Below are 13,205 nucleotides of genomic sequence, written 5' to 3'. Positions count from 1 at the left end.
GTGACGTGACTCGTTTCTGGAGCAGGGGGTGCCGACCGGCCGGCGCGCGAGGGCGCCGGCCGTGGTGGCGGGTCAGGGCAATCCTTGGCGGGGCTCAGTCCTTGACGGGGCTCAGTCCTTGACGGCGCCGGTGGTGACACCGGCCGCCACATAGCGCTGGGCGAGGACGAGGATGACCGCCGCGGGCAGGGAGGCCACGACGGCGGTGGCCATGATGGCGTTCCACTCCTGGTTGTTGTTGCCGATGTAGTGGTAGACGCCGAGGGTGATCGGTTCGTGGGCCCCGCCGTTGACCAGGGTGTTGGCGAAGACGAAGTCGGACCAGGACCACAGGAACGCGAACAGCGAGACCGTGACGACGGCGTTGCGGCTCATCGGCAGGACGATCGACCAGAAGGTGCGCAGCGCCCGCGCCCCGTCCATCTGCGCGGCCTGGAGCAGTTCGCCGGGGATGCCGGACATGAACGCGGTGAAGATGAGCACCGCGAAGGGGACGGCGAGGGTGGAGTCGGCGACTATCAGGCCGGGGACGGTCTGGAGCAGGCCGAGCTGGAGGTAGATGGCGTAGAAGCCCATCGCCATGATGATGCCGGGGACCATCTGGGCGGCCAGGAGCAGGAAGCTCAGTACGCCGCCGCCGCGCGGGCGCAGCTTGGCCAGGGCGTAGCCGGCGGGCGCGGCCAGGGCCACGGTCAGGACGACGGTGCCGAGGGCGACGACGAGGCTGGTGGCGAGGTAGGGCAGTTGCTCGTCGAGCACGGTGCGGTAGCCGGCCAGGGTGCCGTGGGCCGGGAACAGGTCCGGCGGGCTCTTGCGCATGTCCTGGTCGCGAGTGAAGGAGACGTTGACCATCCAGTAGACCGGGAAGAGCATGACCCCGGTGAGCAGCAGGCCGACGGCCGTCTTCCACCAGCTGCGGGAGGTGCTTCGGTTCATGACAGTGCCTGCTTCCGCTGGGCCCGGACGTACACCAGACCGAAGACCAGGGCGGCGACCACGAGCAGGTTGCCGACGGCCGCGCCGGGGCCGAAGGCGGGCAGCAGGTTGCCGAAGCCGAGCTGGTAGGACCAGGTGGCGAAGGTGGTGGACGAGTCAGCCGGGCCGCCCTTGGTCATGATCCAGATGATGTCGAAGACCTTGAGCGTGTAGACGAGGCCCAGCAGCAGGGTGATGGCGGAGACCGGGCGCAGCAGGGGGAAGGTGATGCGCCAGAACCGCTGCCAGGCGTTCGCCCCGTCGAGGGCCGCGGCCTCGTACAGCGATCCGGGGACGGACTGCAGACCGCTGTGCAGAACGACCAGGTTGAAGGGGACCCCGATCCAGATGTTCGCGATGATCACCGAGGTCAGCGACCAGTCCGGTGAGGTCAGCCAGTTCACCGGCCCGACGCCGACGGCGTGCAGGGCGGCGTTGACGATGCCGGAGTCGCTGTTGAACATCCACGACCAGGTGGAGGCGGACACGATCAGCGGCAGCAGCCAGGGCACCAGGAACAGGGCCCGCAGGGTGGTGGAGAGCCGGAAGTGCTGGTGGAAGAAGACCGCGAGCGCCAGGCCGATGGCGTACTGGAAGACCAGGCACACGGCGGTGAAGACGACGGTGTGCAGCAGGGCGGGCGCGAAGGTCGGGTCGTCGAAGACCTTCTGATAGTTCGCCAGGCCGATGAAGGGCGCGTCGCCCTCGACGAAGGAGCGGACGGTGTAGTCGCGCAGGCTCAGGTCGAGGTTGCGGTAGAGGGGATAGGCGTAGAAGAGGGCGAGGTAGAGGGTGACCGGGGCGAGGAAGGCCCAGGCGGCCCACTGTGAGGAGGCCGGACGGCGGCGGACGCGCGCGGGGCCCCGGGGCGGGGCGGTGGTGGCCGCCCCGTTCCGGTCGTGCGCGGACCGGCGGTCCGGGAGCTGTTTCGTGTCGTTCATCGGCGGACCGGGCATCCCTGGCTACTTGACGGCCGACTGGGCCTTGACCAGCGCGTCCTTCGGCGACTCGGCGCCGCTGAGCGCGGACTGGACGGCCTTCCACAACTGCTCGGAGATCTTGGGGTACTTGGTGCCCAGGTCGTCGCTGGTCCGGCCCTTGGCCGCCTTGACCGCCTCGACCCACGGCTTCAGCTCGGCGTTCGCCGCGACCTGCTTGTCCTGGACCTCGCCGGTGGGAGCGACGTAGGACAGGGTGGTGTCGGTGTCGTTGAGGTTGTCGGTGCTGGTGAGGCAGGTGACGAGCTTCTGCGAGGTGGCGTAGCGGGCGGCGTCCTTCTGGACCGGGACGGTCACGAACTCGCCACCGGTTGGGGCCGCCGCGTTGCCGCCCTCGGCGGCCGGGACGGGTATCACGCCGTAGTCGAAGCCGGCCTTCTCGGCGCCCGCGAGCTGCCAGGTGCCGTTCTCGCTGAACGCGTAGTCGCCGGTGGCGAACTCCTGCCAGCTGGTGGTCTGGGTGTTGTTGATGACCGAGTTGGGGGCGTAGCCCTTGTCTAGCCAGCCCTTCCACAGGGACAGCGCGGAGACGGCCTCGGCGGAGTCGAGTGCGGTGAGCTGGGCGCCCGCGCCCCAGAACCAGGGCAGGAACTGGAAGCTGCCCTCCTCCGTGCCGATCGCCGAGAAGGTGATCCCCTTCTTGCCGGCCTTCTCGACCTTCGCCAGCGCCGCCGTCAGCGACGTCCAGTCCTTGACCGAGGCGATGTCGACGCCGGCCTCCTTCAGTACCTCCTTGTTGTAGTAGAGGGCGAGGGTGTTGGCGCCGATCGGGGTGCCGTAGGTCTTGCCGCCGGACTGGCCGGCCGCGAGCAGGTTGGGGTCCACCGCCGAGGTGTCGAGCTTGTTGTCGTCGGTCGTGGTGAGCACGCCCGCCTCGGCCAGGGTGGAGACCACCGGGTTGTCGACGATGAGGACGTCCGGGGAGTTGCCCTGCTGAGCCGCCAGCAGGGTCTTGTTGGGCAGGTCGCTGGTGTCGAAGCCGGTCCGCTTGATCTTCACGCCCGCGTCGGTGCCGCACTTGTCCAGCAGCTTCGTCCACGCCGAGCCCTTGGCGAACTGCGGGTACGGGTCCCAGACGGTGTACGTGCCGCTGTCCGCGTCCTTGGCGCCGGTGCTGCCCGAGCCGGAGGAGCATGCGGTGGAGCCGGCGGTCACGGCCAGGGCCGTCAGGGCTGCGACGGTCAGACGGCGCTGTCTGGAGGTGCTGTGCATGGCGGATTCCTTAGCTTCAGGCATGGGTGTGCCGTGAGAGGGAGGGATGAGGGAGGAAGCCGGGCACGCCGAACGACGGCGAGGAGGGATTCGGGTGCCGAGGCCGTCATCAGGCAGAAGGGCGAGGCTGGAGTCAGGTCGGGCGAGGCCGTGGTCAGGGCAGGGGCCGGGGCGGTCGTCAGGGCAGGGGCCGGGCTGTCGTCGGAGCGGCCGGGGCTGTCGTCGGGTCAGGGGCCGGGGCTGTCGTCGGGTCAGCGGGCCGAGGCTGTCGTCAGGGCAGGGGCCGAAGCTGTCGTCAGGTCAGGGTGCGTGCTGTAGTCGGGTCAGCGGGCCGGGGCCTTCGGGGTCAGGTGGCCCCGAAGGCCGGACCGGTGCTGGCGCGCAGGGAGATCGGCGGTACGAGGAGGTGGTTCCGGGGCGTCGCGTCGGGGTCGTCCAGCCGTTCGACGAGGAGGTCGACGGCGAGACGGCCCAGCTCCTCCGCCGGTACGTCCGCCGCGGTGAGCTGCGGTGTCACCGTCTCCGCCCAGCGGGCGGCCACCACCCCGGTGACGGAGAAGTCGCGCGGCACATGGCGGCCGGCCCGGGCCAGCCCCCGGTAGAGGCCGCCCAGCGCCGCCTCGTTCAGGGTGACCAGGGCCGTGGTCGCCGGGTCGTCCCGAAGGATCCGCTCCAGGCACGCCTGCCCGGAGCCGGCGTCGTCCCCGCAGGTGTACGACCGCACGGTCAGGCCCCGCTCGGCGGCGGCCTTGGTGAAGCCGTCGAGGCCCCGGTGCGCTGACTCGTACCCGGCCCGCAGCAGCTGCTCGGGCCGGTTGACGAAGGCGACCCTGCGGTGGCCGAGGTCCGCGAGGTGGTGGACGCACGCCGCCGCCAGCGCGGTGTGGTCCAGGCCCACCCACCAGCCGCCCTCCGGCCGGGCGGTGCGGCCGATGGCGACGGAGGGGAAGTCCAGGGCGGCCAGGTGATCGACCCGGTCGTCCTCCAGTCTGATCTCCATCAGGATCGCGCCGTCGACCCGCCGCTCCCCCAGCAGCCGCTGGAAGGAACGGTCGCTGTCGACGCCGCTGGGCGACAGCAGCACGTCGTAGTCGTGGGCGGCGGCGGCCTCCACCACACTTCCGATGAAGTCCAGCTGCATGCCCGTGTAGTGGTTGCCGGCCGGCGGGAAGACCAGACCGATCGTGTTGGTCCGCCCGTTGGCCAGGGCGCGGGCGCTGGCGTTGGGCCGGTAGTCCAGCTCGTCGATGACCCGCTGGATCTTCCGGCGGGTGTCGTCCGACACGGGGCGTTTGCCGCTCAGCGCGTAGGACACGGTGCTCCGCGAGACACCGGCTCGCCGGGCGATCTCACCGATGTTCACGGAGGGCTCCTTGCTCGAACCGGTTCGGCGCTCCACGGTAGCGGAGCGTCCGAGCCGCGTGGACGGGTGGGCCGATGAGGGTGCGTTCTCCGGTTGTCGAACCGGTTCGCGTGAAGTGAAGGTAGGAACACGGCGGACGGCTGTCAACACCCCGCACGGCACTTCTCGTCACAGCATGGCAATCCGGACGTTTCACGGCCTTCATCGGCTCCGCTCACGTCCGGGGTATTGCTGCCTGAATTCCCCGGTGCTAGCTTCCTGCGAACCGGTTCGACGAAGTGATCCTTCCGGTGGCCGGCCCCGGTTCCGCGCACATCCTGGTCCGCGGAGCCCGTCACGGCCGCCCGGATCCGCCGCCCCGGCTCCGGAGCGCGGCCGATCGAACCGATTCCGCATCGCTGCCACCCGTACCCCCCGCACCCCCCTCGGACCCGCCCCGCGCCCCGGCACACGGACGCGCGGCCGGGGCCCGGGCGGGCCGACCGGCACCCGTTACTCAAGGATCGAGGACGCACCCCATGTCATCCGCTGACAGATCAGCCCGGCGCCGGGCCCCGGCCGCCGTGGCGCTGGCCCTCAGCGCGGGCGCGCTGGTCGCGCCGGCCGCCCCCGCCCAGGCGGCCGACGCGCCCCGGCCCACGGCCCGCTACACCTTCGACGAGGACGACCTCGCGTCCGGGAGGATCACGGACGTCTCCGGCAACGGTCTGACGGCGAGCCTGGTCAACGGCTCCACCGCGCGGTCCGTCGAGGGCACGGGCGGCGGCAGGGCGCTCGCCCTGCCCGGCGGCGCGCCCACCTCCGACGGCGCGTACGTCCGCCTGCCCCGGGCGGTGGTCGGCGACGCGACCGACCTGACGGTGTCGGCCCGTCTGAAGTGGGACGGCGACAAGGCGTCCTGGCAGCGGATCTTCGACCTGGGCACCGACACCACGAGGTACCTCTTCACCACCCCGTCCAACAACGGCGGGGTGCTGCGCACCGCCGTGACCACCGGCGGCGGGGGCGCGGAGTCCCAGGTCTCCGGGTACGCGGCGCTCCCCGCCGACGCCTGGCGGACGGTCACGGTCACCCTCGACACCGCCGCCGGACGGGTCACCACCTACCTGGACGGCGTGGCCGTCTCCTCCGCGAAGACCGGGGTGAAGGCCAAGGAGCTGCTGGACGCCTCGGCCACGGCCGCCGGTTACATCGGCAAGTCGTTCTGGCCGGACCCGCTGCTCAAGGGCGCGATCGACGACTTCACGGTGTGGCACTCGGCGCTGAGCGCCGAGCAGGTGGCGCAGATGGTCGGCGACACCCCCACCCTCCGGACGCTGTCGCGGACGTCCTTCGACGTGCGCACCACCACCGGGACCGCCCCGACCCTGCCCACGTCGGTCCGCTCCTCCTGGTCCGACGGCTACGACCGTGACACGCCGGTCGTCTGGGACGCCGTACCGGAGGAGAAGTACGCCCGGCCCGGCACGTTCACGGTGGCCGGGCGCGCGGCCGGACAGGACGTGCAGGCGACCGTCGCCGTGGTCCGGGAGGGGCAGCTCACCGTCGACCTCACCTCGGACACCGGCGCGTTCCACGGCGGTGCCTCCGGCACCCTCTACGGCGTGTACGGGCCGGACGTGCCCACCAACAACCTCATCGAGGGCATGGGGCTGCGCACGGTCTCCACCAAGGCGCAGGACGGTCCGCAGCACCCGGGGGCCGACGCGCTGGAGGTGGTGAAGCCGCTGGCGGACTCCACCGACGGCGATGTGTACATCTACATGACCGACATCCACCGCGGCTTCCCGTACCAGTGGCCGGGCGACACCCCGGCGGAGAAGGTCGAGCAGTACGAGGAGAAGATCGCCAAGCAGGTCGACCAGGTCCTGAAGCTGCCGAAGGAGTACCAGGACAACATCGTCTTCGTGCCGTTCAACGAGCCCGAGGGCAACATGTTCGGCACCGGCGAGTGGAGCTACGACAAGGTCAGCTGGCTCGACGACCCCGACGCCTTCTTCGCCGCCTGGGACTCCGCGTACCGGCTGATCAAGAAGAGGATGCCGGACGCCCGGATCGCCGGCCCCAACACCAGTGTCCTGTACGACCAGGTGAAGGGCTTCCTCTCGCACACCCTGGCCGCGGGCACCCTCCCCGAGGTGATCACCTGGCACGAGCTGAGCCACCCGGAGGCGGTGCGCGACAGCGTCGCCAAATACCGGGGCTGGGAGAAGGAGCTGTTCAAGGGCACCTCGCGTGAGGGCTCCCAACTGCCCGTCAACATCAACGAGTACGCCTTCAACTACCACACCTCGGTCCCCGGCCAGATGATCCAGTGGGTGTCCGCGATCGAGGAGTCCAAGGTGGACGCCGACATCGCGTACTGGAACATCGACGGCAACCTCTCCGACTCGGCCGTGCAGTCGGGCCGCGGCAACGGGCAGTGGTGGCTGCTGAACGCGTACGCCTCGATGAGCGGGCACACGGTGGAGGTGGGCCCGCCGTTCCCGGGCGAGAGCTACACCATGCAGGGCGTGGCCACGCTCGACGAGAGGAAGAAGCAGGCCCGGCTGATCTTCGGCGGCTCCACCGGCAAGGGACACATCACCTTCGCCGGCGTCCCGAAGAAGGTCTTCGGCAGATACGTCCACGCCTGGGTCCGCGAGATCGAGTGGAGCGGACAGCTCGGCGACAGCGCCGGCCCGAGGCTGCTCACGGAGACGAACCTGAAGGTCTCCGACGACGACACGGTCTCCGTCGACTTCGGCGACGGCACCCTGCCGACGCTGAAGGAGTCCTCGGCGTACGAGATCGTGCTCAGCCCCGCCGGGAAGGCCAGGGCCACGCAGGACGCGCCCGCGCGCTGGCAGCAGTCGTACGAGGCGGAGGACGCCGCCCACACCGGGTCCGGCTACTCGAAGAACGGACCCGAGGGCTCCCCGCGTGACGTGTCGAAGTTCTACACATCCGGCGGCTACAACGTCGGCGGCCTGCGCACCGGTTCGGACATGACGCTCGACTTCACCGTGGACGTGCCCGAGGACGGCACCTACGACCTGAGCGTCTTCGCCAACTCCCTCAACACGTTCGACAAGGTGAAGGACCAGGGCCCGACCAACGTCTTCCTCCGCGTCGACGGCGAGGCGGACAGCGAGCAGGAGCTGTATCTCCCGCTGGGCTACAAGTGGGTGGTGTGGGACCACACCGACACCACGGTGAAGCTCACCAAGGGCAGGCACACCCTGACGCTCGCCGCGAGCAGCGCCGACGGCAAGCGGGTCACCAAGGGCGACGCCATCGTCGACCGCCTCACCCTCACCCTGCCGGACGCCTCCGCCCGCACCCAGGTGTACGAGGGTGAACTCGCCTGGCTGGGCGGCGGGGCACGGCCCGTCTACGACCTGCCGAAGCGGGCGGCCACCGGCTCGGGCGCGGCGCGGCTCCCGAAGAAGGGCACCGCCACGTTCTGGGTCTACTCCCCCGCCGACCGCGAGGCCACTCTGCGGTTCGACACCCTGGAGGGGTCGGGCGCCCGCGTCTCGGTCAACGGCCAGGACGTGCTGCGGCTGGACAAGGGTGGGAACGGCGTCGCGGTCTCCCTCTCCGGTGGCGTCAACAAGGTGACGGTGACCGGGGGTTCGTCCACCACCCTCGTCGACCGCCTGACGGTCACCTCCACCGAGGGCACGCTCCCGACGCGTATGTACGAGGGCAAGGACGCCGAGCTCGCCGGTTCGGCCGCGCTCAGCCCCCTGTCCCTGGCCACGGGCGGCACCGCGATCACCGGGATCGGCGGCGACCCGGGCAACGGCAACACCGCCACGTTCACCGTCACCGCGGACCGGGCGGGCACCCACGCGCTGCGCATCCGCTACTCCAACCCCGAGCAGTCGCCGGCCACGCACTACAACCCGGACCCGCTCGCCCGCCACGCCGACCTGACCGTCAACGGCGGCGGGACACGGCGGGTGACCTTCCCGCACACCTTCCACCAGAACAACTTCTGGGAGCTGACCGTCCCCGTGGAGCTGAGGAAGGGACAGAACACGCTCACCTTCCGCTCCGAGGAACTCCCGAACTTCGACGGCACGACGTACGCCTCGGACACCTTCCCCGGCGTGCTGCTCCGCTCCCGCCACGCCCCGCTGATCGACCGGATCACGGTCGCGCCGTACGCGAAGGAGGTGCGCTGAGCCGAGCGGGCGCCCGGATCCGTCCGAACGGATCCGGGCGCTTCGCCGTCCGGCCCTTCACCGTCCGGCGGTTCTCCCGGCCGCGCGGGCGGCGGGCGGGTCAGGCGCCGGGGTGCAGGCCGGGCCAGCCCGGCGTCGGGTCGCCCTTGACCTCGCCGAAGTAGAGGGCGAACGTCTGCTTCCACCGCTCGACGGCGGCACGGTCCTCCATGAAGCGGGGGAAGCCGTCCAGGTTGGCCTCGGGGTACTCCCAGATCGGCTTCAGCCCGGCGGGCGGGGCGATGTCCGTGCGTACCGACCAGGCGTTGGAGGTCTGGCGCTCGGTGGAGATCTGCCAGCTCAGGAAGAGCTTGGCCGCCGTCGGGTGGGCGGCCTGCCGGAGAATCGCGATGCGCTGGCCCCACGCCATGAACGGGTGCCCTTCGGGCCGCCCCATGCGGATCGGGCCGGTGCTGGTCGGGCTGGCGCCCGTACCGATCCCCACGACCGCCCGCTTCTCGTTGATCGCCGTGCTGGGCGAGAACGAGCCCCTGGCGAACTGCGGCTGCTGGGCGGCGAGTGCGGCCACCCAGTCCCAGCCGTAGGTCTGCGCGTAGAGGGCGTAGAGGTAGAGCACCGCGTCGTCGTCGTGCGGGTAGGAGGAGGCGACCGCGTTCTTCCAGCGCGGGTCGACCAGGTCCAGCGGAGATTTGGGCGCGTTCGCGCCGGCCGCCGCCACGTCGTAGACGTAGCTGAAGGCGATGACCGCGCCGGCGACCCAGGCGCCGTCGGGGTCACGGAACTTCTTGTACAGCTTGCCGAACCCGGCGGGCTTGTAGCGCAGCAGCCGTCCCTCGCGCTTCCAGCGGGTGAAGTCGTGCAGGGTCTGGAGCTGTACGACGTCGGGGACCAGGGTGTCGGTGGCCAACTGGTTGTCCACGCGGACGTCGTGGTACTTGCTGTAGTCGACGATCAGTTTGAGGTCGATCTCGGGGAAACGCTGGCGGAAGGCGGCCCGGGCGCCTGCGCCGCTGCCCGAGTCGGCGAGATCGCCGCCCGCGTAGACGACGAGCTTGCCGCCCTCGGCTATCGCGTCCCGGTACAGCTCGTCGAGGGTCCTGGTGTCCTCGGCCACGGAGCCGCGCGACGACTCGGCGGGGGCGGCCGAGGCCGGCGACGCGGTGACGCCGAGCGCGCCGAGACCGAGCGCGGTGCCCGCTCCGGTCACCAGGAGACGTCGTCGGCTGGGGAGGCTGGTCACGGGGGTGCCCTTTCTCTGTGGGGGTGGAGGCTCGATGTACGCGGGCCGGACGGGCACGGGGATCTGCCTGAGCGGCCGGAACATCTGACGAAACAGTATCTGCTTCCTCAGATGAATTCGCCCACGACAGCCATGTGATAGCGACGTGACAGCCGTGCGACAGGTGGTTCCCCTGTGCGTGCGGGGCGAATTCCGACGAAGGTGACGGACGGCCACCGCCGCCCCCCGCCGGCGGAACAGGCGTCCCTAGGGTGTCGTCTCCGTCGAACTCAGGGGTCTGGCCGGCCAGTCGAGGAGGCGGGCGCCGATGACCGCGGTCTGGAGGGTGTAGCGGTCGACGGGGTCGGTCGGGTCGGTGCCGGTGAGAGTGCGGACGCGGGCCAGCCGGTAGGTGAGGGCGCGCACGCTGAGGGAGAGCCGCCGGGCGGTCGAGGCGGCCACACAGCCGGTGTCGAAGTACGCCGTGAGCGTGTCGAGCAGGGGGCGCGCGCCGCCGCGCGCCTGCTCCAGCGGGCCGAGCGTGCTGCTCACCAGGTCGACGAGGGCCTGCCGGTCCCGCGCCAGCACGGGGAAGACCAGCAGGTCGGAGGCGCGCAGCAGGGGCTCGTCGAGGCCCATGCGCTGGGCCACGTCCAGGGCGTTGAGGGCCTCCTCGTAGCTGTGGCCGATGCCGACGGTGCCGGGCCGGGAGCGACCGATGGCGACCTGGGCGCGGCCGGTGGCGGCGTAGGAGCGCTTGGCGAAGTGGGTGAGGACGTCGTCCTGGTCGCCGGGCGCGACGCAGACCATGCGGCCGTCCTTGGTGGTGAACAGGATGCGGCGGTTCTCGAAACGGGCGAACAGGTCGCTCGCCACCTGCCGGGGCACCGGGTCGGTCTCGTCGTACTTCTCCGGGCCCTCGGCCACGGCGACCGCGTGGGCGCGGGACAGGCGCAGGCCGAACCGTTCGGAACGGGCCGCGAGTTGGCCCGGGTCGCCGCGGCCGTGCAGGAGGTCGTCGATGAACTCCCGGCGGGCGGCCTCCTCCTTGCGCACCACGAGCCGCTGGGCGCGCTCGTAGCCGTCGGCGAAGGCGTCCACGGCCTGTTCGACGACCGCGAGGACGCGGTCCGGGTCGGCGCCCCGGGGCCAGTGTTCCCGGCCGGCCACGAGGTGCGCCCGCACCAACGAACGCCACCCGTGCCCGGCCTCCGCCGCCCGCGCCCCGAGCGCCCGCCGCGACTCGATCTCGTCCCGCGTCAGCCGCCGACCGGTCACCGCGGCATCCCCGAGAATCCGCTCGAACCCATCGAGGAAACTCCGGCCCGGGTCACTGTCGGTGGGGCCAGGGCCGTTCGGGGTGCGGTCGGTTGGGGTTCGGTCGGTTGGGGTTCGGTCCGTTGGGCCGCGGTCAGTGGGGGTGCGGTCAGTGGGGGTGCGGTCAGTTGCGCCACGGTGAGTCGGGCTGCGGTCGGTTGGGCCACGGCCAGTGGGGGCGCGGTCTGTTGGGGAGCGGTCGGTGGGGGCACGGTCGGTTGCGCCGCGATCAGTCGGGCTGCGGTCAGTTGAGGCTCGGTCAGTTGGGCCACGGTCAGTTGCGTCACGGCCGCTCGCGGCCCGGTCGGCCGGGGCGCGGTCCCTCGCGGCGCGGTCGGCCGGGGCGCGGTCCCCCGGGACGCTATCGGTCAGGCCGTGGTCGGCCGGCGTGTCGTCGGTCGGGGCGCCGGGCGTCGCGGTCCGGTCGCTCAGGTGGTCACCAACCGCGTTCCGCCCGCCCGCGCCGCTCCGGTCATTCACCACGCTCCCCGCCCCCCTGCCGTCCACCGTTCTCCCCCCCCGCCCCACCCTGCCGTCCACGATGCTCCCTTGCACACCCCTGTCGCTCACGTGCCCGCTGCTCATGCTCTCCCCCCGTTCTCTCCACCGTCCGGTTCGAGGGCGACCGGATGCCGCTGGTGTCGGCGCCGGGTCGCCTGGCCTCCGGTCGGTCCCCGTGCGCGGCCGCGGCCCACCTTCCCCTCAGGCGTTCGCGTGCACCGCCTCGGTCGTGGGTTCGGCCTCAGCCGTCGGCGTCTCCCCGGCCGCGACCGCCCGGCGGCGGCGCGTGAGCCGGGTGGCGAGGGGTTCGGTCCAGCGGGCGGTGAGGGGGCCGAGGACGACGAGGAGGAGCACGTACGCGGTCGCGAGCGGACCGACGCGGGGCTCGACCCCGACGGCCAGGCCGGCGATGACGATGGAGAACTCGCCCCGCGCGACCAGGGTTCCGCCCGCGCGCCACCGGCCCTTGGCCGAGATCCCGGCCCGACGCGCGGCCCAGTACCCGGTGGCGATCTTCGTCAGGGTGGTGACGGCGGCCAGCGCGAGGGCGGGGAGGAGGACGGGCGGGATGTCGGCGGGGTCGGTGTGCAGGCCGAAGAAGACGAAGAAGACGGCGGCGAAGAGGTCCCGCAGCGGGGTCAGGATGCTGCTGGCCCCCTCGGCGACCTCACCGGACAGCGCGATGCCGACGAGGAACGCGCCCACGGCGGCCGACACCTGGAGGTGCTGGGCGATCCCGGCGACGACGAGGGTGAGACCGAGCACGACCAGCAGGAGCATCTCGGCGTTGTCGGAGGAGACCGCCCGGCTGATCAACCGGCCGTGACGGAGGGCGACATAGAGGACGGCGCCGACCGTGCCCAGCGCGATCAGCAGCGTCAGGGTGCCGCCCGCGAGGCTCACCCCGGCGAGCAGGGCGGTGAGGATCGGCAGGTAGACGGCCATCGAGAGGTCTTCGAGGACCAGGATGCTCAGCACGACCGGGGTCTCGCGGTTGCCGAGGCGGCGCAGATCGCCGAGGACCTTGGCGATGACGCCGGAGGAGGAGATCCAGGTGACGCCGGCCAGGGCGACCGCAGCAACCGGGCCCCAGCCCAGCAGCAGCGCCATCGCGGCGCCCGGCGCCGCGTTGAGGACGAAGTCGACCGCGCCGGAGGGGTATTGGGACTTGAGGTTGGTGACGAGTTCGGAGGCGCTGTACTCCAGGCCGAGCAGGAGCAGCAGCAGGATGACGCCTATCTCGGCGCCGGTGGCGACGAACTCCTCGCTCGCCTGCAGGGGGAGGATGCCGCCGTGACCGAAGGCGAGGCCGGCGAGCAGGTAGAGGGGTATGGGCGAGAAGCCCACCCGTCCGGCGAGGCGGCCCAGTATTCCCAGGGCGAGGATGATCGCCCCGAGCTCGATGAGCATGGCTGTGGTGTGATGCACGGGCGTCTGTCCTCCGTTGA

The 13,205-nt window shown here is 71.4% G+C and carries 8 protein-coding genes; 1 reads left to right on the top strand and 7 read right to left on the bottom strand.

Annotated features, from left to right (window positions below; translation table 11 throughout):
- Positions 1–111: 111 nt before the first annotated feature.
- From L3078_RS34975 to L3078_RS34960, 4 genes are all read right to left on the bottom strand, one after another.
- Entirely contained in the window at positions 112–936 is an 825-nt protein-coding gene (locus tag L3078_RS34975) for a carbohydrate ABC transporter permease (protein WP_239757925.1), read from the bottom strand.
- Positions 933–1,916, bottom strand: coding sequence for a carbohydrate ABC transporter permease (locus tag L3078_RS34970; protein WP_239757924.1), 984 nt, complete (start codon positions 1,914–1,916; stop codon positions 933–935). Before L3078_RS34970 ends, L3078_RS34975 begins: the two co-directional genes overlap by 4 nt.
- A 21-nt stretch (positions 1,917–1,937) precedes the next feature.
- Complete coding sequence (locus L3078_RS34965; RefSeq protein ID WP_239757923.1) at positions 1,938–3,185, bottom strand: sugar ABC transporter substrate-binding protein; 1,248 nt, start codon at positions 3,183–3,185, stop codon at positions 1,938–1,940.
- 346 nt (positions 3,186–3,531) lie between these two features.
- Positions 3,532–4,548 carry a LacI family DNA-binding transcriptional regulator gene (locus L3078_RS34960; RefSeq protein ID WP_239757922.1) on the bottom strand — a complete coding sequence of 339 codons (1,017 nt, stop codon included), beginning with the start codon at positions 4,546–4,548 and terminating at the stop codon, positions 3,532–3,534.
- A 518-nt stretch (positions 4,549–5,066) separates the two neighbouring features.
- Between L3078_RS34960 and L3078_RS34955 the strand changes: the two genes are divergently transcribed.
- On the top strand, positions 5,067–8,720 hold the full coding sequence (locus tag L3078_RS34955; protein ID WP_239757921.1) for a LamG-like jellyroll fold domain-containing protein: 3,654 nt from the start codon (positions 5,067–5,069) through the stop codon (positions 8,718–8,720).
- Positions 8,721–8,820: 100 nt separating this feature from the next.
- On the opposite strand, the gene L3078_RS34950 is transcribed toward L3078_RS34955, so the two are convergent.
- The 3 genes from L3078_RS34950 to L3078_RS34940 form a co-directional block, all read right to left on the bottom strand.
- A complete protein-coding gene (locus tag L3078_RS34950) occupies positions 8,821–9,960 on the bottom strand; it encodes an ABC transporter substrate-binding protein (protein ID WP_239757920.1) in 1,140 nt (379 codons plus the stop codon).
- Positions 9,961–10,206: 246 nt separating this feature from the next.
- Positions 10,207–11,235: a PucR family transcriptional regulator gene (locus L3078_RS34945; protein WP_239760579.1), complete on the bottom strand. Its 1,029-nt coding sequence runs from the start codon at positions 11,233–11,235 to the stop codon at positions 10,207–10,209.
- Between the two features lie 723 nt (positions 11,236–11,958).
- Positions 11,959–13,185, bottom strand: coding sequence for a cation:proton antiporter (locus L3078_RS34940; protein ID WP_239757919.1), 1,227 nt, complete (start codon positions 13,183–13,185; stop codon positions 11,959–11,961).
- Between the last annotated feature and the right edge of the window lie 20 nt (positions 13,186–13,205).

The sequence above is a fragment of the Streptomyces deccanensis genome (assembly GCF_022385335.1).
GTDB lineage: Bacteria > Actinomycetota > Actinomycetes > Streptomycetales > Streptomycetaceae > Streptomyces > Streptomyces deccanensis.
Note: the sequence above shows the minus strand (reverse complement) of the source record. Positions and strands in the feature narration are given on the sequence as shown.

Coding starts and splice junctions, on each gene's coding strand:
- L3078_RS34975 (WP_239757925.1), bottom strand. CDS start 936: ATGAACCGAAGCACCTCCCGCAGCTGGTGGAAGACGGCCGTCGGCCTG.
- L3078_RS34970 (WP_239757924.1), bottom strand. CDS start 1,916: ATGAACGACACGAAACAGCTCCCGGACCGCCGGTCCGCGCACGACCGG.
- L3078_RS34965 (WP_239757923.1), bottom strand. CDS start 3,185: ATGCACAGCACCTCCAGACAGCGCCGTCTGACCGTCGCAGCCCTGACG.
- L3078_RS34955 (WP_239757921.1), top strand. CDS start 5,067: ATGTCATCCGCTGACAGATCAGCCCGGCGCCGGGCCCCGGCCGCCGTG.